Origin of the sequence: Nocardiopsis quinghaiensis, assembly GCF_008638365.1 — a bacterium.
Classification (GTDB): Bacteria; Actinomycetota; Actinomycetes; order Streptosporangiales; family Streptosporangiaceae; genus Nocardiopsis; species Nocardiopsis quinghaiensis.
The window spans coordinates 73,378-93,029 of sequence record NZ_VWVU01000003.1; the positions used below are offsets into that span (position 1 = coordinate 73,378).

General features: G+C 70.5%; 19 protein-coding genes and 1 pseudogene. 14 read left to right on the forward strand and 6 right to left on the reverse strand.

The genetic code is table 11. The features are described 5' to 3' along the window. The first annotated feature begins 8 nt into the window (after window positions 1–8). The 6 genes and pseudogenes from FYX01_RS09115 (at window position 9) to FYX01_RS09140 (ending at window position 7,470) form a co-directional block, all read left to right on the forward strand. Complete coding sequence (locus tag FYX01_RS09115) at window positions 9–728, forward strand: alpha/beta fold hydrolase (RefSeq protein ID WP_223830363.1); 720 nt, start codon at window positions 9–11, stop codon at window positions 726–728. Window positions 729–1,186: 458 nt separating this feature from the next. Continuing rightward, window positions 1,187–2,364: pseudogene (locus tag FYX01_RS09120) on the forward strand (anhydro-N-acetylmuramic acid kinase). A gap of 45 nt (window positions 2,365–2,409) precedes the next feature. Then, window positions 2,410–3,915, forward strand: coding sequence for a sodium:solute symporter (locus FYX01_RS09125; RefSeq protein ID WP_150239556.1), 1,506 nt, complete (start codon window positions 2,410–2,412; stop codon window positions 3,913–3,915). Window positions 3,916–4,108: 193 nt separating this feature from the next. Continuing rightward, entirely contained in the window at window positions 4,109–4,516 is a 408-nt protein-coding gene (locus FYX01_RS09130) for a MerR family transcriptional regulator (RefSeq protein ID WP_150239558.1), read from the forward strand. 503 nt (window positions 4,517–5,019) lie between these two features. Beyond that, on the forward strand, window positions 5,020–6,519 hold the full coding sequence (locus FYX01_RS09135) for a SulP family inorganic anion transporter (protein ID WP_150239560.1): 1,500 nt from the start codon (window positions 5,020–5,022) through the stop codon (window positions 6,517–6,519). A gap of 225 nt (window positions 6,520–6,744) precedes the next feature. Further along, window positions 6,745–7,470 carry a polyamine aminopropyltransferase gene (locus FYX01_RS09140; protein ID WP_150239562.1) on the forward strand — a complete coding sequence of 242 codons (726 nt, stop codon included), beginning with the start codon at window positions 6,745–6,747 and terminating at the stop codon, window positions 7,468–7,470. Window positions 7,471–8,389: 919 nt separating this feature from the next. Here the strand turns inward: FYX01_RS09140 and FYX01_RS09145 are convergent. Further along, the gene (locus FYX01_RS09145) at window positions 8,390–8,947 is read right to left on the reverse strand and encodes an MFS transporter (protein WP_223830364.1); all 558 of its coding nucleotides are present in this window, start codon (window positions 8,945–8,947) and stop codon (window positions 8,390–8,392) included. Here FYX01_RS09145 and FYX01_RS09150 point away from each other — a divergent pair. After that, complete coding sequence (locus FYX01_RS09150) at window positions 8,901–9,683, forward strand: class I SAM-dependent methyltransferase (protein WP_223830365.1); 783 nt, start codon at window positions 8,901–8,903, stop codon at window positions 9,681–9,683. The two genes, FYX01_RS09145 and FYX01_RS09150, sit on opposite strands and share 47 nt — an antisense overlap. A 13-nt stretch (window positions 9,684–9,696) precedes the next feature. Here FYX01_RS09150 and FYX01_RS09155 read toward each other — a convergent pair whose 3' ends face one another. Further along, window positions 9,697–9,864 (reverse strand): hypothetical protein, encoded by a 168-nt coding sequence (locus tag FYX01_RS09155; RefSeq protein ID WP_223830366.1) that lies wholly within the window; start codon window positions 9,862–9,864, stop codon window positions 9,697–9,699. A 67-nt stretch (window positions 9,865–9,931) separates the two neighbouring features. On the opposite strand from FYX01_RS09155, the gene FYX01_RS09160 reads away from it, so the two are divergent. The 5 genes from FYX01_RS09160 to FYX01_RS09180 all read left to right on the forward strand — a co-directional run bounded on the left by FYX01_RS09160 (window position 9,932) and on the right by FYX01_RS09180 (window position 14,785). Continuing rightward, window positions 9,932–10,621, forward strand: coding sequence for a response regulator transcription factor (locus FYX01_RS09160; protein ID WP_150239566.1), 690 nt, complete (start codon window positions 9,932–9,934; stop codon window positions 10,619–10,621). Continuing rightward, window positions 10,618–12,066: a HAMP domain-containing sensor histidine kinase gene (locus FYX01_RS09165; protein ID WP_150239568.1), complete on the forward strand. Its 1,449-nt coding sequence runs from the start codon at window positions 10,618–10,620 to the stop codon at window positions 12,064–12,066. The genes FYX01_RS09160 and FYX01_RS09165 overlap by 4 nt, the downstream gene beginning before the upstream one ends. Before the next feature lie 138 nt (window positions 12,067–12,204). After that, window positions 12,205–13,701 carry an ABC transporter permease gene (locus tag FYX01_RS09170; RefSeq protein ID WP_150239570.1) on the forward strand — a complete coding sequence of 499 codons (1,497 nt, stop codon included), beginning with the start codon at window positions 12,205–12,207 and terminating at the stop codon, window positions 13,699–13,701. A 2-nt stretch (window positions 13,702–13,703) separates the two neighbouring features. Beyond that, window positions 13,704–14,408, forward strand: a complete 705-nt coding sequence (locus FYX01_RS09175; protein ID WP_150239572.1) for an ABC transporter ATP-binding protein — start codon at window positions 13,704–13,706, stop codon at window positions 14,406–14,408. Next, a complete protein-coding gene (locus tag FYX01_RS09180; protein WP_150239574.1) occupies window positions 14,405–14,785 on the forward strand; it encodes a hypothetical protein in 381 nt (126 codons plus the stop codon). The genes FYX01_RS09175 and FYX01_RS09180 overlap by 4 nt, the downstream gene beginning before the upstream one ends. A 338-nt stretch (window positions 14,786–15,123) precedes the next feature. On the opposite strand, the gene FYX01_RS09185 is transcribed toward FYX01_RS09180, so the two are convergent. The 4 genes from FYX01_RS09185 to FYX01_RS09200 form a co-directional block, all read right to left on the reverse strand. Continuing rightward, complete coding sequence (locus tag FYX01_RS09185; RefSeq protein ID WP_223830367.1) at window positions 15,124–15,651, reverse strand: response regulator transcription factor; 528 nt, start codon at window positions 15,649–15,651, stop codon at window positions 15,124–15,126. 178 nt (window positions 15,652–15,829) lie between these two features. Next, window positions 15,830–16,039 carry a hypothetical protein gene (locus FYX01_RS09190; RefSeq protein WP_150239576.1) on the reverse strand — a complete coding sequence of 70 codons (210 nt, stop codon included), beginning with the start codon at window positions 16,037–16,039 and terminating at the stop codon, window positions 15,830–15,832. Between the two features lie 218 nt (window positions 16,040–16,257). Further along, a complete protein-coding gene (locus FYX01_RS09195; protein WP_150239578.1) occupies window positions 16,258–16,764 on the reverse strand; it encodes a pyridoxamine 5'-phosphate oxidase family protein in 507 nt (168 codons plus the stop codon). 58 nt (window positions 16,765–16,822) lie between these two features. Then, window positions 16,823–18,184: a multidrug effflux MFS transporter gene (locus tag FYX01_RS09200; protein WP_150239580.1), complete on the reverse strand. Its 1,362-nt coding sequence runs from the start codon at window positions 18,182–18,184 to the stop codon at window positions 16,823–16,825. A gap of 517 nt (window positions 18,185–18,701) precedes the next feature. On the opposite strand from FYX01_RS09200, the gene FYX01_RS09205 reads away from it, so the two are divergent. Continuing rightward, a complete protein-coding gene (locus tag FYX01_RS09205; RefSeq protein ID WP_150239582.1) occupies window positions 18,702–19,328 on the forward strand; it encodes a DUF4352 domain-containing protein in 627 nt (208 codons plus the stop codon). Window positions 19,329–19,463: 135 nt separating this feature from the next. Then, window positions 19,464–19,625, forward strand: a complete 162-nt coding sequence (locus tag FYX01_RS26560; RefSeq protein WP_223830368.1) for a hypothetical protein — start codon at window positions 19,464–19,466, stop codon at window positions 19,623–19,625. Window positions 19,626–19,652: the final 27 nt, after the last annotated feature.

A 19,652-nucleotide genomic window follows, 5' to 3' on the forward strand; every position in this document is an offset into this window, starting at 1 on the left:
AACACGACGTGCGTTTCGAAGGGAAGTGGGACGTGATGGACTTCGTCCTGGTGCACGGCACGGCACAGTCTCCCGAGGGCTGGGACCCACTTCGGGAGTCCCTCGCGCGACGCGCGCACCACAGCGTGGTGGTGGACCTGCCGACCGAGGAACCGGAGCTCACGGTCGGGGACTACACGCGATCGGCGGCCGACCAGGTCGACGGGCGGGTGCGTCACCCGGTCGTCGTGGCGCACTCCGGCTCGGGCGTGCTGCTCCCGGCGATCGCCGATGCCGTCGGGGCGGCGGCCATGGTGTGGCTGGCCGCCTACGTCCCCGACTTCGTCGGTGGCAGGAGTCTGATCGAGGAGATCCAGGACGACCCCACGGCCCTGTTCGACCCGGACTGGATCGGCGTCAATCCCGTCGCCGACCACCGGGCCGCGCGCAGGTTCCTGTTCCACGACTGCCCGGACCGGACCCAGGAGTGGGCGCTGGGGACCCTGCGCGAGTTCGCGCCCGCGGCGGTGTACGGCCACGGTCCCGTGCCCGAGCGGCCCGGAGTCGAGTCGACCTTCGTCCTGCCGACCGCCGACCGCACGCTGCGTCCCGACTGGATGCGCCAGGCCGCCGTGCGGCGTCTGGGCGTCCGACCGAGGGAGGTCGACGCCGGGCACTGTCCCCACGTCTGCCGGCCTGAGGCGACGGCCGACATCCTCCACGGCCTCCGGCCCGGCGCGCCGGCCTGAGACCGCGGTCGGCCCCGGGGCCGGGAGCCAAGGTGCGCGTGTGCGCCCCGTCGAAGGGGTGGGGGAGACCGGGAGCACGGTTTCGTGTGACGCCCGGAATATCCGACCCCACCCGCTCGTTGGAGGCGGTACAGGCCAGTGCGGTCGTAAGTGTCCCCGGGCGCCACACAGAGCCTTCGCGGAATACCGCGCCCCACGGGGCGGTCGGGAGCCGCGTTGTGCGATCCGCCGAGAGGTGACCGCCGCACCGGTCTGGCTTCTTCCGGCCCCGTCGAGCACCAGCTCGGCGGGGCCGTTTCGTATCCCGGGACCGGTACGCCCCCGGCCTTTTCGGACCGGAGGGGGATTGAGACGGCCACCACGCCGGGTATACGGCCGGTAACCCTTTTCCGGCCGGAGGTGTGGATGGGCGTCGGACATGTCCCAGAGCTCGCCATGGACCCGGCCGGTGAGACCGCATGATCGTCATCGGACTGTCCTCGGGCACCTCGGCCGACGGGATCGACGTCGCCGCCGCGCGCATCGATGCGGACGGGGAACTCGTGCGCCTGGTTCCGCTGGGGCACCGCACCGTGCCCTACTCGGCGGACCTGCGTGCGGAGATCCGCGGCTCCCTCCCCCCGGCGTCGACGACGCTGGAGAGCGTGTGCCGGATCGACACCCGTATCGGCCGGGAGTTCGCCGGGGCGGCACGGCGCGGGATCGACGAGTGCGCCGGGGGACGGGCCGACCTGGTCGCCTCGCACGGCCAGACCCTGTTCCACTGGGTCACCGGCGTCACGGTGAACGGAACCCTGCAACTCGGCCAGCCCGCGTGGATCGCCGAGGCCACCGGCCTGCCCGTGGTGTCGGACCTGAGGGTGGCCGACGTGGCCGCGGGCGGCCAGGGAGCGCCCCTGGCCGCACTGCTGGACACCCTCCTGCTCGGCGGGCGCGCCGACCCGGTCGCCGCCCTGAACCTCGGCGGCATCGCCAACACCACGGTCCTCCGGGACGGGGTCCCTCCCGAGGCCTTCGACACCGGCCCGGGCAACGCCCTGCTCGACGCCGCGGCGCGCCGGGTGACCGGCGGCCGGGCGGACTTCGACGCGGACGGGGCACTCGCCCGCTCCGGCCGCCCCGACCCCGTCCTGCTGGAGCACCTGCTCGCCGAGCCGTACTACCGCCTGCCCCCGCCCAAGTCCACCGGGGTGGAGCTTTTCGGTCCCGGTTACCTCGACGCGGCACTACGGCACGCCGGCGCACCGAGTGACGGGGACCTGTTGGCCACCCTGGTGGAGCTCACCGCCGCCACCGTCGCGGAGGCGCTGCGGCCCCACGGCGTGACCGAGGTACTCGCCTCGGGGGCGGCGTCCGGAACCCGGCCCTGATGGAGCGGCTCGCCGCCCGGCTCCGTCCCGCGCGGCTCGGTTCGTCCGACGCCCTCGGGCTGGACAGTGACGCGAAGGAGGCCTACCTGTTCGCGCTGATCGGTTTCCTCACCTGGCACGGGATCCCCGGGTCCGTGCCGGCCTGCACCGGTGCCCGCCGGGCACCGGTGGCGGGACGCATCACCCCGGGCGCCGGGCCGCTCCGGCTCCCCGAACCGGCGGCCGCCGTCCCCCAGCGCCTGCGCGTCGAGGCGCGCGGCCTGTGAACGACCTGCCCCCGTCCCCGTACCCCCACTTCCGAAGGGCCCGCAGTGCAATCCATCGACCTCCTGGTCATCGTGGTGTACCTGCTGTGTTCGGCGTGGCTCGGCCTGCGGCTGTCCGGCCGACAGCGTGACACGAAGGACTACTTCATCGGCAGCCGGCAGCTGCCCTGGTGGGCGGTGTGCCTCTCGGTGGTGGCCACCGAGACCAGCGCCCTGACCGTGATCAGCGTCCCCGGCGTGGCCTATCTGGGCGACGTCACGTTCCTGCAGGTGGCGGTCGGCTACCTGGTCGGGCGGGTGGTCGTCGCCTTCGTGCTGCTGCCCCGCTACTACCGGGGGGAGATGACCACGGCCTACGCCTACCTCGGCACGCGCTTCGGCCGCGGCATGCAGGGCACGGCCTCGGTCGCGTTCCTGTTCACCCGGCTGCTCGCCGACGGGGTACGGCTGTTCGCGGCCGCCATCCCGATGAAGATCGTCCTGGACTCCTACGGGCTGGAGCTGTCCTACTTCGCGATCATCGCGCTGCTCGGAGCCGTCACGGTCCTCTACACCCTCATCGGCGGGATCAGGGCCGTGGTCTGGGTCGACGTGCTGCAGATGGGGCTGTACACGGTCGGCGGCGTCGCCGCGCTGGTCGTCATCACGGGCAGCCTCGACGTGAACTTCCTCGCGGTCGCGGCCGACGCGGGCAAGACCCGGTTCCTCGACTTCACGTCGAACCCGGTCTCGGCGCCGTACGCGACGATCACCGCGGTGCTGGGCGGCGCGCTGCTGTCCACCGCCTCCCACGGCGCCGACCAGATCATCGTGCAGCGGCTCCTGGGCTGCCGCAGTCTGCGCGACGCCCAGAAGGCGGTGATCGGCAGCGCCGTCGTGGTGTTCTGCCAGTTCGCCCTGTTCCTCACCGTGGGCCTCGCCCTGTACTCCTACTTCGAGGGCGCCCCGGTCGACCGGCTCGGTCTCGCCAACTCCGACGAGCTCTTCCCGACGTTCGTCGTCGAGGGGCTGCCCGCCGGCCTTTCGGGCCTGCTGCTGGCCGGGATCATGGCCTCGGCGATGAGCACCCTTTCGTCGTCGCTGTCGGCGCTGTCGTCCTCGACCATGGCGGACCTGTACGAGCGGTTCTCCCGCCGGACGCTCACCGGCCCCCAGGGGCTGCGGCTCGGCCGTCTGTTCACCCTCGGCTGGGGGCTGGTGTTCGTCGGAGCGGCGGCGATGTTCACCGGTACCGACAACCCCGTCGTCGAGCTGGGCCTGTCCGTGGCGAGTCTGACCTACGGCGGCCTGCTCGGTGCGTTCTTCCTGGGGCTGTGGGTCCGCAGGGCGCACCAGACCGACGCCGTGATCTCCTTCGGCGTCGCCGTGGCGACCATGGTCTGGCTGTTCCTCTTCGAACCGGAGCTCGTCGGTTTCACCTGGTACACGGCTATCGGCACGTCCATCGTGCTCGTGCTGGGTTACCTGCTCTCGCTCCGGCACCGCGGCGAGGCGCCCGGGGCCCGTTCCGGCGGCGTGTCCGCGCCGGCCCCCGAGGAGGAGCGGCCCTGACACCGGACGCCGATCACTTCCCGGTGGGCCGGGTGCTCGCCCAGGGCGGCCCCGGCCCACCTCGCCGCGCCCCGGACTCCGCCGCAGCGCGGAACTCCTCCGGTGCATGGGCGCGCTACGGTTGCGCAACCGGTGGTCGTCGACGGACAGGCGACCCCGACGTTGGACGGACTTGAGAAGAAGGGGTGCCGCGATGCCCGGGGCGCAGCACATGCAGATCGGTGAGGTCGCCGAACGGACCGGCCTGTCCCTGCGCACGATCCGCTACTACGGAGAGGTCGGCCTGGTCGAGCCCTCGGCGCGCTCCCGCGGCGGTTTCCGGCTCTACACCGAGGCGGACGTGGAACGTCTGAACCTCATCAAGCGGATGAAGCCGTTGGAGTTCAGCCTGGAGGAGACCCGCGAACTGCTGGAGGCCATCGACCGGCTGAACGCGTCGGAGACCGGCCGGGAGGAGCGGGAGGCCCTGACCGAGAGGCTCGACGCCTTCGAGTCGGCCATCGTCGTCCGCTGCCGGACCCTGCGCAAACAGCTGGCGATGGCCGAGGAGTTCGCCGAGAGGCTGCGCGAGCAGCGGGCCCGGAACAACGCCACCTCCTGAGGGCGTTCCCCGGTAGCGGTGGTCGAGGCCGTGCGGCGTCTCCCCGGACCGGGGGACCGGGAGCGCCCCGCCTGCCAGAACGCCCTGTTTGGTAACAGGTGTGAACGTCCCGGGATCCCACCCAAAAAGTCACTTTGGGTTATCGGGGCGGGAATGCGTCTGTCGGCTGAACTATCGGTTTCAGCAGGAAAAACCAGTGAAGAGCCCCTCCTGTGACAGTTGTCTCAGGCACTCTGCGTGACTCGAACCCTCACGTAACAGTACGGTTGGACCAGGTCGATTCCCCGCGACGGTCGTGGAATCACCGCCTTCTTCCCGGCTGGTTCTGACGGACACGGCCGGGCACGCGGCGACGGAGCCGCGTCCGGGGCACCACACGTGCCGCACCGGATCCCAGGCGCCTGAGCGCATCCGACTCCCCGGGTTCGGAGCGCGCTCGCCCGCGCCGTCGCCAGTATCCGCCCCGAACACCGCGGTCCTTGACGTGGGCTGCCCGAAACCTGATGGGTTCCATGAATCTGCCTGTGAAGACCCCCCGGCTCCTGAGGTCCAGGATCCCCAAGGCCGCGCAGCTGCGCGCCGACGTGCTGGCCGGGCTGGTCGTGGCCCTGGCCCTGATCCCCGAGGCCATCGCGTTCTCCCTCATCGCCGGGGTCGACCCCCGGGTGGGGCTGTACGCCTCCTTCGTCATGGCCGTCTCCATCGCCTTCCTGGGCGGGCGCCCGGCGATGATCTCCGCGGCCACCGGAGCGATGGCGCTGGTCGTGGCGCCGCTCTCGATCGAGTACGGCGTCGACTACCTCATCGCCGCCACCATCCTCGCGGGCCTGATCCAGGTGGGTCTGGGCCTGGCCGGGGTGGCCAAGCTGATGCGGTTCGTGCCGCCCAGCGTGATGACCGGGTTCATCAACGCCCTGGCCATCCTCATCTTCCTGGCCCAGCTGCCCCACCTGGCCGGGGCCGGGGTGCCGATCTACGCCATGGTCGCGATCGGGCTGGCCATCATCTTCGGCCTGCCGAAGCTGACCAAGCTGGTCCCCGCGCCGCTGGTGGCCATCGTGGTGCTGACCGTGGCCGCGATCGCGATGGGCGTCAACGCCCGCACGGTGGGCGACATGGGCGAGCTGCCCGACGCCTTCCCGGTCCCGCTGATCCCGAACGTGCCCTTCACCCTGGACACCCTGACCCTGATCGCCCCCTACGCGCTGACGTTGGCGCTGGTGGGGCTGATGGAGTCGCTGATGACCGCCAAGGTCGTCGACGACCAGACCGAGACCTCCTCCAACCACGCCCGTGAGGCGCGCGGCCAGGGCATCGCCAACGTGATCGTGGGGTTCTTCGGCGGGATGGCCTCGTGCGCGATGATCGGCCAGACGATGATCAACGTCAAGTCCGGCGCCCGCACCCGCGTCTCCACGTTCCTGGCCGGGGTGTTCCTGCTGGTGCTGTGCGTGGGCCTGGGCGACATCGTGGGGATGATCCCGATCGCCGCGCTGGTCGCGGTGATGTTCTTCGTGGCGATCGTGACCTTCGACTGGCACAGCGTCGCCCCGGCCACCGTGCGGCGGATGCCCTGGACCGAGACCCTGGTCATGGTCGTGACCGTGGCGGTGGTGGTCTGGACGCACAACCTGGCGCTGGGGGTGATCGTGGGCGTGGTCGTGTCGATGGTGCTCTTCGCCCGCAAGGCCGCGGTGCACGCCGGTCTGACCAGCGTGCTCGACCCCGAGGGCGGTACCCGGGTGTACTCGGTCAACGGTGAGCTGTTCTTCGCCTCCACCGGTGAGCTGGTGGGCCGTTTCGACTACGCCGAGCAGGGCCTGGACAGGGTCGTGGTGGACATGTCCAACGCCCATGTGTGGGACTCCTCGGCGGTGGCCGCGCTGGACCAGGTCACCGAGCACTTCCGCAGGCATGGTGTGCAGGTGCAGATCACCGGGCTCAACGAGCCCAGCGCGCATCTGCACCAGGAGCTGTCGGGCACCCTGACCGGCGGACACTGACCCCGCGAAGCCCGTGACAGCGAGAGGGCGGCCCGCCGGAACTCCGGCGGGCCGCGCCGTGTCCTCCGCGACCGCACGCGGAGTTCCGCCCGGGAACCGGTGCGGCGTGTACGGGGAGCCACGGACGCCCCTGGCCGGCGTTAGGGTGAGCGAGGGCCCTCAGGCCCTGAACGACGTGTACGACCATGGTCAGCGCGTCCTGAGCGAACCGACCAGGGAGCACGAATGGGCCTTCACTTCCAGGAGCTGGGCTGGCGGGCGACGCCCATGGGCGAACTCAGCCTGCGCCGCCGCCACGATCCCCTCTTCCGCAAGGAGGTCTACGAGATCAAGCTCGACGACGACTTCCTGATGTCGAGCCTGTTCACCGCGGCCGAGGTCGAGCTGGCGTGGCTGGCCCTGGCCGAGCTCACCGGAACGGACCTGCGCGTGGCCGTGGGCGGCCTGGGACTGGGTTACACGGCGCAGGCGGTGCTGGAGAGCCCCGCGGTGGGCTCCCTGGTCGTGGTGGAGGCGTTGGCCGAGGTCATCGACTGGCACCGCGAGAAACTGATCCCCGTGGGCGCGGAGCTGGTGGCCGATCCCCGCTGCGGCCTGGTGCACGGGGACTTCTTCGCCACGGTCGACGCCGGTTCGGGACCCGCCCCGCTGATGGGTCCGGACCGCTTCCACGCCGTGGTCGTCGACATCGACCACTCGCCGCGCCACCTGCTCCACCCCTCCCACGCGGGTCTGTACACGCGCGAGGGGTTGCGCCGCCTCTCGGAGCGTCTTCTCCTGCCCGGCGGCGTCTTCGCCCTGTGGTCCAACGACGCGCCGGACGAGGAGTTCACCGCCCTGCTCGGGGAGGTGTTCGCGAGTGCGCGTGCCGAGGTCGTGAGCTTCCCCAACCCCCTGCAGGAGGACGACGCGTCCAACACCGTCTACGTCGCGGTGTCCCCACGCCCCTGAGGGCGGGAGGGCCCCTCGTTCCGGCCACCTGTACGGGACCCGGCGCGGCCCCGGCCGGACCTCCGCATGCGGGCTGCCGGGCGCGGAGCGCGGACCAGGCGTGCTGACGGAGGAAGCGGGGGCGGGCCCTCATGGGACCCGCCCCCGCGCGTCGTGTTCAGGATTCCCGTGTCCGGCGGCCCGTCGGCTCCTCGCCGAACCGGGTTCCGCTCCGAGGTCACAGGAGGGGACCTCAGGTTCTGGTCAGGGAGTTGAGCCACCGCATGGGGCTCCTCTGGGACCGGGTCCGCCTACCGGCCGGGGACCTGCCCCGGACCGCACGGCTCAGCGGGCTCCGCCCCTTTGACGAGCTCGCGGACCTGGCCATCCTCTTCGCCCGCGTCAGGGGATCCCGGGCCCCCGGGCGCTTGCCCTTCGACTTCGTCCGGGTCAGGGGATCCCGGACCCCGGGGCGCCTCGTCGGCAGGCTCCCGCCCGTTGCCAGGCGGTTCTTCGCCTTCCTCATGAGGTTCCTCATCGCCGGTCTCCTCTCTCCCATCGCGGCCGATCCGCCGGATGCGGTTCCGTCCCCGCGATAAGGTCAAATATTACGAACAAAGAACTTTTTCGTTCCCATGTGGTGCACTACCCCAAGGTGTGGTAATGATGCGTCTCCACTTTCGTTGACCTCCTGCGGGTCTGCTTCCGGGGTCGTCGTCGGGCGGGTCCTCGGAGCGGGACGCCGCAGGTCAGTGCGTTCTCCCGGCCCGTGCCCCCGCTCCGGAACCGGGGAGGGGTGATCCTGCTTACCCTCCCGTGCGCGGTGCCGCCAGGGCCGGTCCGGTGCCGTGCCGGCCCCGACGCGGACCCCGCTCCGGGGCCTTGGACGGGTCGGGGCGGCCTGCGCCCCCGGCTTTCCCGCGCACGCGGGCCGGGTCGGTCAGTTCCTGGTGGCGGCCAGCGGGCGCGCGGACCAGGCGATGGCGGGCAGGACCGCCAGCGCGAGCACCCCGCCGATCACCGACAGCAGGGCATAGCTTCCTGCGGCCACGGCCAGCCCTGAGGCCAGGCCGCCGCCCGCTCCGGCCACGGCGATGGCCACGTCCACCAACCCCTGAGTCCTGGCGCGGATGGACAGCGGGACGGCGTCGGTGACGATCGCGGTCCCCGACACGATCCCCAAGCTCCATCCCAGGCCCAGCAGTGCCAGAGCCAGGGACAGCAGTCCCACCGTGTGGGGCGGGGCCAGAGCGGCCACGAGTCCGGCGAACAGCAGCGTCATCCCCGAGGCGGCGGCCACGGGCAGGCGGCCCACCCAATCGACCAGGAAGCCGCTGAGCGGGGAGGGCAGGAACATCGCCGCGACGTGGATGGCGATGACCAGACCGGCCGCGCCCACGGAGTGTCCGTGGCCGGTCATGTGGACGGGGGTCATGGTCATGATCGCGACCATGACGAGCTGGGCCAGGACCATGACGGTGGCGCCCAGCACCAGCATCCGCGTGTTCGTGGTGGTGGGACCGCCAGGACGTGTGATGGCCCACCCGTTCGCCCCGCCGAAGGAGACCGACGTGGACACCGACCTGGGCGCGTCCCAGCGCGAGCATTGGCAGAGCACCTACGAACGCCACCCGCACATGTACGGCGCCGACCCCTCAGAGCCCGCCCGGCGCGCGCTGGAGGTGTTCACCGCCCGCGGGGCCCACACGGTGCTGGAGCTGGGAGCCGGGCACGGGCGCGACGCCCTGTGGCTGGCCTTGCGGGGACTGCGAGTGCACGCCGCCGACTTCAGCGCCACCGCCCTGGAGCAACTGGCCCGCACTGCCCAGGAGCAGGGAGTGGCGGAGCGCGTGGACACGCACCTGCACGACGCCCGCACACCCCTGCCCCTGGCGGACAACTCAGTGGACGGGGTCTTCGCGCACATGCTGCTGTGCATGGCCCTGACCACCACGCAGATCCACGCGCTCATGAACGAGATCGGCCGGGTACTGCGCCCCGGCGGGGCGCTGGTGTACACGGTGCGCCACACGGGTGACGTCCACTACGGGACCGGGATCTCCCATGGTGACGACATCTTCGAGCACGGCGGGTTCGCCGTGCACTTCTTCGACCGCGCTCTGGTCGAGGACCTCGCCGCCGGGTGGGATCTCGCCGAGGTCGAACCCCTCGAGGAGGGTGAGCTGCCCCGGCGGCTGTGGCGCATCACCCAGACCAAACCCGCATTGCACTGAACCCTGCTCCCCTTCACGGCGTGGGGTGCCAGGGGCCCCGGTCCGGGTCGTGCGCGGCGCCGCGCACGACCCGGAGCCCGAAGGCGGGCGGGTCGCAGCCGCAGGCCGGTCCCAGGTAGGCATGACCGGTCAGGCGGCACCACGCGGGCAGGTCCAGTGGTGCTGCGCACGACCCGGCCAAGCCACCGAGAGTCCACATGAGACGAGCTCTTAGATTCGTCATAGGTCGCCTTGTTAGACTTCGGCTCATGCGGATCGTGCTCGTCGACGATGAACCGGCGCTGTTGCGTTCTGTGGCCCGATCCCTGCGCTTCGAGGGATACACGGTGACCACCGCCGATGACGGGCCGGCGGCGCTCGACGCGATCGCCGCCTCGCGCCCCGACGCTGTCGTCCTGGATCTGGTGCTCCCCACGCTGGGAGGGATCGAGGTCTGCCGTCGAATGCGTGCCGCGGGCGAGACGGTGCCGGTGCTCATGCTCACGGCCCGCGACGCCGTCACCGACCGCGTCGCGGGGCTCGACGCGGGCGCGGACGACTATCTGGCCAAGCCCTTCGCGTACGAGGAGTTGCTGGCGCGCCTGCGCGCACTGCTGCGTCGCACGGCGTCCACGTCGCCCGAGGGGCTGCTGTCCGCCGGGCCGCTCGTCGTGGACCCGACCGGCTGGCGCGCCACCGCGAGCGGGGAGGACCTGACGCTGACCCGCCAGGAGTTCCTCCTCCTGGAGGTCCTGGTGCGGCACCCGGGCCAGGTGCTCACGCGAGGCGCGCTCTACGACCACGTTTGGGACGGCGACCTCGACGAGACGTCGAATTCGCTCGAGGTCTACGTCGGATACCTGCGCCGCAAGCTCGCCGCGGCGGGTGCGGAGGGGCTGATCCATACGGTGCGCGGTGTCGGATACACGCTTCGCGCCGAGAAGAGCGTCACCCGATGAGCATGCGGACCCGGCTGACCGTGCTGGTCTCCGCCGCCGTGGCGTTCGCCGTGATCGCCGCCTCCCTCATCGCTTGGGCGATGATCCGCGGCTGGATGGTGGGCGAGATGGACGACTCGCTACTGGCGAGGGTGCCGGACGCGGGACGCATCGAGCGGATGGCGGGACAGCTGCCGGAGGGCGCACCCGCCGCCAATCGTCTGTTCCACGTCAACGGCCTGATCCAGCGCGATCAGGTGGCGGTGCAGTTCGTGGGACCGGGCGGCGCCGTGGAGCACCAACTCGCTCCCCCTGCGTTCTCCGATCAGCTGAGCGCGCTCCCGGCAGACGGAGTATCCCTGCCGGTGCCACCCGCAGGCGATCCCCGCCTCGACACCGTGACGATCGCCGGCGAGAACTATCGCGTGCTCTCGACGCGTGTCGGGGAGTCCGCGACCATCATGCGTCTGTTCCAGCCGCTGTCGTCGCTCGAGCAGACTCTCACCGCCATCGGCTGGGCGCTTGCCGCGACGGCAGCCGCGGGAGTCGCTCTCGCCGCGGGGGTCGGCTGGGTGGTGGCGGCAGCGGCCGTCCGCCCTGTCCACCGCCTCGTCGACGCCGCCGAAGGCGTCACCGCCACGGGCGATCTGAGTCGGCGTGTGCAGCTGCGGCGTCGAAAGCGCGCACGGCAGGGGAAGGACGAGCTGGACCGCCTGGGCGAGTCGTTCAATTCGATGCTCTCCGCCTTGGAGACCAGCCGCGCCCAACAGCGCGAGCTGCTCGAGAACGCCAGCCACGAACTGCGCACGCCGCTGACCGTTCTGCGCAACGACTTCGGTCTGCTGGCCCGTCTGGAGCGCGCCGACACCAGCATGGAAGACGAGCGACGACAGCTGATCGAGGACCTCGACACGCAGGTCGCCGCGCTCGCCGACGAGGTCGACCAGATCGTCACCCTCGCCCGCGGCGACGCCGTGAAGGAACCGCGCCGGCTCACCTCACTCCCTGAGATCGTCGAACAGGCCGCAGTGCGCGTCCGACGCCTCGATCCCGCCGTCGCAGTGACCGTGGACGCGCAGCCGGCGACCGCTGTCATCTATCCGGTGGCGCTCGAGCGCGCCGTCACCAATCTCGCCCGCAACGCCGTGCAAGCGTGCACGGGCGGGGGAACCGTCACCCTCGTGCTGCGCACGACCGCATCCGCCCACCGCATCGAGGTGCTCGATGACGGCCCGGGCCTCGATCCCGACGAGATCCCGCGGCTCTTCCAGCGCTTCTTCCGCGGGTCGCACGGGCGCACGAAACCCGGATCCGGGCTGGGGCTCGCGATCGTCGATCAGGTGGCCGCCCTGCACGGCGGGGAGGCGAGAGCCATGAACCGGCCAGGCGGCGGTGCCTGCTTCGTTCTCGAATGGCCGAGCGCTACGCATGCCGCCAGGGCGGCGGCGAACGTCCGGGGCACCTAGGGGCGCTTACCCGTCTCTTACCCGCCTAACCCGCCCCTTAGGTTCCTCCTAAAACGGCATTATCTGCGCCGATCATCCTTGACGGGTCCACCCCTCAGCGCGGCACACGCCGCCACATCGGAAGGGAACCCTCCACGGATGTACATCCTGCAGAACGCCGCACGGAACGTGTGGCGCAACCGGGGCAGGAACATGCTCCTCGGTGCGATGATGCTGGTGGTCATCGCCACCACGGTGATCGCCATGATGATCACCTCCACCTCGTCCGGGATCATCGAGGACTACAAGGGCCGCTTCGGCTCCGAGGTCACGTTCACACCCGACATCGAGGCGCTCCGCGAGGATGCCTCGGCCGATGGGGACGGCGGACCCATGCGGCTCGAGATGCCGACGATCGATGCCGAGCAGTACCTGGCCTTCGGTGATTCCGAGTACCTGAAGTCCGCCGACTACACGGCGTCGACGGGCATCGTCCCCACGGACCTGACCGTCGTCGACGAGGATCTCGGCGGAGGAGGCAGCGGGATGCCCATGGGCGGCAGACCCGGCCAGCAGGAGCAGGAGCAGGAGCCGGACGACGCGGTGTCGTACATGGCCCAGCTGATGGGCGGGTCCTTCGAGGAGTTCGACGACGGATCCCGCGTTCTCGCGGACGGCGAGATGCCGGACGAGCTGAACGAGGTCATCGTCAGCTCCGAGCTCGCGGAACTCAACGACCTCGAGACCGGCGACACGTTCACCGCGACGGGCGCGCTGACGGATCCGGACGGCGGCGACCCGAAGGCGATCAGCTACGAGGACCTGGCGGTCGTGGGCGTCTACGACGACCTGACCGAGGAGTACGGCCAGACGCCCGTGCAGAACGCGTACGCCAACACGCGCAACCAGGTCCTCACGAACGTCGACACCGTCCTGGAGAACTACGACTCCGCGTACGGCGGCATCCAGGTCAGCGCGGCCTACTACCTGACCTCGCCGGACGTGCTCGAGGAGTTCGAGGCGGAGGTGCGCGCCGAAGGGCTCCCGGAGGTCTTCGAGGTCACCACGGACGAGTCGGCGTACGAGACGATCGTGGCGCCCGTCGAGGGCCTGAAGTCCATCTCGACGACCTTCATGATCGTCGTCCTCGCCCTGGGCGGCGTCATCATCGCCCTCCTGAGCTCGACGGCGATCCGCGAGCGCAAGTACGAGATCGGCGTGCTGCGCGCCATGGGCATGAAGAAGTCCCTCGTCTCGCTGGGCCTGTGGGTCGAGTCGCTGATCCTGACCGCGACCTGCCTCGTCGCCGGTCTCGCGCTCGGCGCCCTCGTCGCCCAGCCGGTCACGGACACGCTGCTCGCCGGCCAGGTGGCGGCCGCAGAGACCGCGACGGAGGCCCCGGGGACGATGGGTGGCGGCATGGGCATGGGCGGCGGGGGCGGCGGCATGCCCATGGGCGGAGGCGCGGGCGGCTTCGGTCCCGCCGGCGGCACCACCGACGCGGAGCCCCTCACCGAGCTCGCGGTCGGTCTGTCGCCCGCCGGGATCGGCCAGATCGCGCTCGTCGCCTTCGTGCTGGCGACTCTCGCCGGCGTCGTCGCGATCTCGCGCATCACCAAGTACGAACCCATGAAGATCCTGGCCGAGAGGAACTGACCATGACCACGACCACACCGGCACCCACCGAGACCGCGATGCTCGCACTGCGCGACGTCACCTACCGCTACCCGGGCACCCATCGCGACGTCCTCCGCGGTATCTCGGCGTCGTTCACCTCGGGCGCCGTGCACACGATCGTTGGGAAGTCCGGGTCGGGCAAGTCCACGCTGCTGAGTCTCATCGCGGGACTCGACACCGCCGGATCCGGAGAGGTCTCGTTCAACGGGACCTCGCTCGCCGCGGCCGACCGGGATCGCTACCGCGCCAGGGACATCGGCGTTGTGTTCCAGGGGTTCAACCTCGTGACCAACGTGTCGGCGGTGCAGAACATCGTCCTGTCGATGAACATCGCGGGCAGCCCCGTGAAGGACAAGACGGAGCACGCGTACGCGCTGCTCGAGCGACTCGGCATCGGCCGCGAGGACGCGGCGCGGCCGGTCCTGAAGCTCTCCGGCGGCCAGCAGCAGCGGGTCGGCATCGCGAGGGCGCTCTCCCACGATCCGGCCGTGATCATCGCCGACGAACCCACCGGCGCTCTCGATGAGAAGACGGAGGAGGAGATCCTGGGGATCTTCACGCACCTGGCACACGTGGAGAAGCGCTGCGTGATCATCGTGACGCACTCGAAGCGCGTCACTCAGATCGCCGACGTCGTACTCGGTATCAAGAGCGGGAAGATCGGCGTCGTCAGGAGCGATCGATGATCCGTGCGGGCCGGGGGTTCGGGCTGTCGCGCGTCGTGCCCACCGTCCTCGGTGGGATCATGATCGGGCTCGGCGTGCTGTCCGTCGGCTACGGTGCTTGGGCTTGGGTGGAAAGTCGGGCGTACCTCGCCGACGTCACCGCGAGCGGTCAGATGGTCGAGGCGTTCGACGCCGCGAACTTCGTCATGTCCAGCGCGGGACTGTTCCTGCTCATCGGCCTCCTCCTCATGGCCAATGGCGGGCTCTTCCTTGTCGCCGGGCGCCTGCTCTCGCGTCCCACGCTCCCGCAGCCGATGATGCCCGCTGCGTCGGCCCCCGCCCGACCGGTGCAACAGGAAGACGACCTGGACGACCTCCTCGACGACATCGAGGTCTGATCGGTCGCATATCCGCTGTGAGTGTGGACGTCGACTGGTCCGGGGATTGGCCGACAGGGTGGGTGTCGACCGCTGCGCTGGCCCGGACGTGACTTCCGAATCCGCTGACCTTGCCTCGGCAGGGGTGGGGGTCTTGGAAGTGTCCTGTCCGTCCGGGCCACGACGCGGCCGACACCAGCCCGGGCCCACTCCGATGGCTTGATAGAAGACCGCCCGCCCCGATTGCTGCCGGTCGTGGCTCATCACAGTGTTGCTCCAAGTGCACTGTGGCTGGCACAGCCGGCCTCAACCTGCGGGTCAAAACGGCTGATGCAGTGGGTCGACTGCCTGTCGACGGATCAAGTCCACTGATGCTGGACATCGGTGGGCGAGAGCCCGACCGGTACTCCCGAGCGGCGGACCTCGTGCCCCTCCTCGTCCAGTTCCAGGTCGGCGTAGCGCAGGGGCTCGGCGCCGCCCGGCTCCAGTGCGCCCGACCTGCGCAGGATCGCGTTCAGCCGCAGGACGACCTCCTCCAGGCTGAAGGGCTCGGTCACGTAGTCGTCGGCTCCCGCGCGGAAACCGGCCACGCGGTCCTGGACCGTGTCTCGGGCGGTGAGGAACAGCACCGGTAGCCCTGGCACGACCCCGCGCAGGTCTCCGGCCAGGTCCAGGCCGCTGCGGCCGGGCAGGGTCACGTCCAGGACGGCGATGTCGGGGGTGAAGCCGTCCAGTGCCGCCAGGGCGGCCCCGGCTTCGGGCGCGCCGCGCGTGGTGAAGCCGCTCAACTCCAGGGAGGCGGTGAGCAGTTCGAGGAGGTTGGGCTCGTCCTCGACGATGAGGGCGCGGGCCGTCGTGGAGACGGTACCGGGGAGTTCTTCGGGCACGCTGGAGTCCTGGCCGGTCGTGTGGTCGTCGGACAGGAGAGGTTACGCGGCGTGGGCAGGAGTTCGGTGAGAACTCGCCCGGGGGAGGACTCCGGTCCACCCCGGGAACCGACGGAAGCGGGGCGGCGCCGTACCCCCCTGGGGGAGGGGTACGGCGCCGCGGCAGGCCCGGACGCTGTTACTCGGAGGGTTCGGGAAGGGGCGGGCACTCGATGGTCGGATTCACGCCCACGTAGTTCAGCGGACCGACGAAGACGGTCCCGACGATGTAGCCCAGGTTCGAGCACGATGCCTCGTCCCTGGTGAACAGGTCGCGCTGGAACGCGGCGAACAGTCCGATGAGCAGCCACAGGACGACAAGGGTAGAAAGGACGATCCGTACGCGCACTCTCTGCCTCCAGGGGTTTGTGGGATGGGGAGGTGGCGTTGACTTCTCGCCGGAGACCTACCCGCGGGACGGGACGTTGCACCTGAGTCGGCACCCGGCACCCGGACCCGCTTGTCCGTCCGGAACCAGATGCCTGACCGGCCTCACACGTCCCCTCCCCCGTGGCACCGGGCCGCCCGCGCGCCCTGCTGTGCGCGGACCCGAAACCCCGTCCGGGGTCACACGTCGAACCGCCACCTGGTGGGGCCGTGCGGCAGCTCGGCGACGGGAAACGCGTACACCGTCGCCGGAGGGACCGTGAACACCCGGTAGGGCGGGGGACCGGCGGTCGGCGCTCCCTCAGGGCCGGTCAGCTCACCGTCTCCGGCGACCGGCGCCCACCCGTGGCGCTCGGCGTAGGCGGCGGCGATCCGCCCCAGCCGGTCGGGGTCCGGTACCCGCTCGACCGTGCCCTCCACCACCACGTCCATCCGTCCGGTGGTGAACGCCAGGCTCACCTCGGGGGAGGCGGCCAGCAGCCGCGACTTGGCGGTGCCCTCACCCGACGCGAAGCACGGCTGGCCGTCCACCCACACCGCCAGCAGCGGCCGGGTGTGCGGACGGTCGTCCGCGCGCGTCACGGTCAGCCAGCACGTTCCGGCGGACTCCGCGAGGTGGGGGAGTACCTCCCCCCACCCGGCGGGCGCCTCGTTCGTCAGGGAGGTGGCCTGGGGATCGGAGAACACGATGAGCTCCTCGGACGCGCCGTCACGGACGGACCAGACTAGTGGCCCGCACCGACACTCAGGCGGCGACCAGCGAGGTGCGCCGGACGCGCATGGCGAACGCGGTGAAGACCACCGCGGCGCCGACGGCCGTGGCCAGCATGACTGCGGTCATGCTCGCCATGGTGACCGGACCGGTCATGCCGGGGACCGAGGCCAGGCCGGAGCCGAGGCCGAACTGGAGCGTGCCCAGCAGGGCCGAGCCGCTTCCGGCGATCTTCGGCGGCTGCCCGTCCAGGGCCAGCGCGGTCGCGTTCGGCGACACCAGGCCGGTGAACACCATCATCACGAACAGCGCCGCGGTCACCGTCCCCAGGCTCGCCTCGCCCGAGGCGTCCAGCGCCACCAGCGCGGCCACGGACGCGATCGACCCGGCCAGTCCCAGGAACAGGCGGCGGTAGATCTCGACGTGGCGGATCAGGAGCACGTTCACCTGGTTGCCGAGGATCATCCCGAGCGTGGTCACCGCGAACACCAGGCTGAACTCCTGGGCGCTGGCCTCGAAGCGGGAGTGGGACACGAACGAGAAGGTCGAGATGTAGGTGAAGCTCATCCCGAAGCTCAGCGCGAGCGTGAGCGTCGGGCCGATGAAGCGGACGTCGCGCAGCAGGCGACCGAACACCTGCATCTGCGCCCGCGGGCTGATCCGCTCACGCTGGTCGGCCGGCAGGCTCTCCGGCAGGCCGAACAGCACCAGGGCGAAGGTCGCCAGCCCGGTCGCGCCGAGCACGGCGAAGAGCAGCTGCCAGGGACCCAGGACGAGCAGCTGGCCGCCCAGGATCGGGCCGAGCATGGGAGCCAGCCCGGAGAGCAGGACCAGACGGGAGAAGAAGGTGGCGGCGGCGTCGCCGTCGAACACGTCCCGCACGATCGCGCGGGAGATCACCAGTCCGGCTGCGGCCGACACCCCCTGCAGGAAGCGCAGCAGGCTGAACATCTCCACGCTGCCCACCATCGCGATGGCGAAGGTGGTGGCGGTGAACACGCCGATCCCCGCCAGCAGCGGCATGCGGCGCCCCCACCGGTCGCTGAGCGGGCCGATGACGAGCTGGCCCAGGGACAGCCCGGCCATCACCGAGGTCAGGGTGAGCTTGACGCTGGCCTCGCTGGTGCCCAGGTCCGAGGAGATCTGCGGCAGCGCGGGCAGGTACAGGTCGGTGGCGAGCGGGCCGATCGCGGACAGCACCCCGAGAACGAACACGAGCAGCAGCGTGCGGCGGCGCGTCTGGGACGCTTTCCGGTTACGGGCTGCCCCGTCGTGCTCGGGAGCGCCGGCCTGCGGCGGAACTTCGCCGATCAGGGGGTTCTGGGCAGTCGAGATGTTCCGGGTGTCCGGGACGGTCTGGGCACGGCGCTCGGGGCGTGCGGAAGCAAGGGTCACCAAGGGCTCCAACGCAGGGAGAAGTACAGACAAGCGGTGCGTGGGGGCGCCGTGAACCGCCTTCGGGCGGGGCGCCGGCAGAGGTCCCGTGAGGGAATCACCTCCGCCAACACGAGGCTAGGAGCATGCCATCCCCGCTTTACCCAACGAGTGGCGTGATCCGAATTACGGTGCTGGAAGCCCGTGCTGACAGAGGGTTTCGTGCCTCTGTGACGACGCCCATGCGGACGGATCCACCGACTGCTCTTCGCGTGCTGTTAGTCCCCGCGTGGCGGGAACGCCGCCGGGCCCAGCCCTGGCCCGGTCCGACTCGGGCCGGGGCGTCCCCGGGCCCTTCCCCGGCCGGCTCCACCGCCCCGGGCCGAGGGTTTCCAAGAGATTTGAAGGAACCGGGAGTTTATTTCGGAAAATCTTTGCGCGAATACGCGCTCTTCGCCCAAGAAAATGGTGGACCCTTGCTGAAGGGATGTGATTCCGGTGTTCCGTTCCGGGCCTTCCCGAGGGGGAGTGACGCGCCATGCACGAGAACCCGCCGAACGGCCCGGGTTATCCCCAGCAGCCCCCGTACGGTCAGCGACCGCCGCGCGGGGGAAAGGCCTGGCCCTGGGTACTGCTCGGATGCGGTATCAGTGCCCTACTCGTCATCCTTCTGGTATTCGCCTGCACGGCGGTGATCCTCTCCGTCGACTCCGGGACCGCACCGGCCCCGTCCGAGCCGGAGGCCACCGAAGAGTCCACCGGTGGGGAGGAGGATCCAGGGTCCGTGGGTGTCGGCGAGCCGGGCACGGTCAGCCAGTGGCAGGTCACGGTCAACGGGATCGAGACGGCCAGCACCTACGGGGGCCAATTCTCTCAGGAACAGGCCCAGGGCGAGTTCAGGATTGTCAACATGACGGTAGAGAACACCGGAAGCGAGGCCACTGTCTTTGACAGTTCGGCGATCTCCCTGGTCGACGGGGAGGGGAACGAGTACTCATCGAACACGATGCTGGAGGACGAATCGCTGTTCCTCGAACAGATCAACCCGGGCAACCAGGTGTCGGGCACGGTCGTCTTCGACGTCCCCGAGGGCACCGAGGTCACCGAGATCCGGGTGGAGGACATGTGGTCCTTCGAGGAGCCCCTCGTGATCCGGGCCGAATGAGACCGGTGGTGTCCGGAAAGCTCTGGGGCGTGTGGCGCCGGAGGCCGTCCCTCCTCTGTCCGTTCCGGTCTGACAGCGGCTCGGCAGCCTCCTGACAGGACGACGCGGCACCGTTCGTCGTGGAGTTGTTTTCCGATGGTGTTCATCGGGTTGTTCGTCCCCAGGGGCGCCCTCGACCCGGAGTGGCTCCGCCGCCTGGCCGAGTGGCTGGAGAGCGTGACCGAGCTGACCGGGTGCGAGGAGTTCCTGAGGAACCTGAGGAAGGAGGGGAGGAGGAGGGAGAAGCCCCCGGCGTAGGGGCCAGGACCGGAGAGGCGGTCCTGG

What these genes read in the sequence shown, in the direction of transcription:
- FYX01_RS09170 (WP_150239570.1), top strand. Translation starts at nt 12,205, where the DNA reads ATGTACATCCTGCAGAACGCCGCACGGAACGTGTGGCGCAACCGGGGC.
- FYX01_RS09205 (WP_150239582.1), top strand. Translation starts at nt 18,702, where the DNA reads ATGCACGAGAACCCGCCGAACGGCCCGGGTTATCCCCAGCAGCCCCCG.
- FYX01_RS09145 (WP_223830364.1), bottom strand. Translation starts at nt 8,947, where the DNA reads ATGCTGGTGCTGGGCGCCACCGTCATGGTCCTGGCCCAGCTCGTCATG.
- FYX01_RS09175 (WP_150239572.1), top strand. Translation starts at nt 13,704, where the DNA reads ATGACCACGACCACACCGGCACCCACCGAGACCGCGATGCTCGCACTG.
- FYX01_RS09130 (WP_150239558.1), top strand. Translation starts at nt 4,109, where the DNA reads ATGCCCGGGGCGCAGCACATGCAGATCGGTGAGGTCGCCGAACGGACC.
- FYX01_RS09160 (WP_150239566.1), top strand. Translation starts at nt 9,932, where the DNA reads ATGCGGATCGTGCTCGTCGACGATGAACCGGCGCTGTTGCGTTCTGTG.
- FYX01_RS09135 (WP_150239560.1), top strand. Translation starts at nt 5,020, where the DNA reads ATGGGTTCCATGAATCTGCCTGTGAAGACCCCCCGGCTCCTGAGGTCC.
- FYX01_RS09140 (WP_150239562.1), top strand. Translation starts at nt 6,745, where the DNA reads ATGGGCCTTCACTTCCAGGAGCTGGGCTGGCGGGCGACGCCCATGGGC.
- FYX01_RS26560 (WP_223830368.1), top strand. Translation starts at nt 19,464, where the DNA reads ATGGTGTTCATCGGGTTGTTCGTCCCCAGGGGCGCCCTCGACCCGGAG.
- FYX01_RS09150 (WP_223830365.1), top strand. Translation starts at nt 8,901, where the DNA reads ATGACGAGCTGGGCCAGGACCATGACGGTGGCGCCCAGCACCAGCATC.
- FYX01_RS09180 (WP_150239574.1), top strand. Translation starts at nt 14,405, where the DNA reads ATGATCCGTGCGGGCCGGGGGTTCGGGCTGTCGCGCGTCGTGCCCACC.
- FYX01_RS09165 (WP_150239568.1), top strand. Translation starts at nt 10,618, where the DNA reads ATGAGCATGCGGACCCGGCTGACCGTGCTGGTCTCCGCCGCCGTGGCG.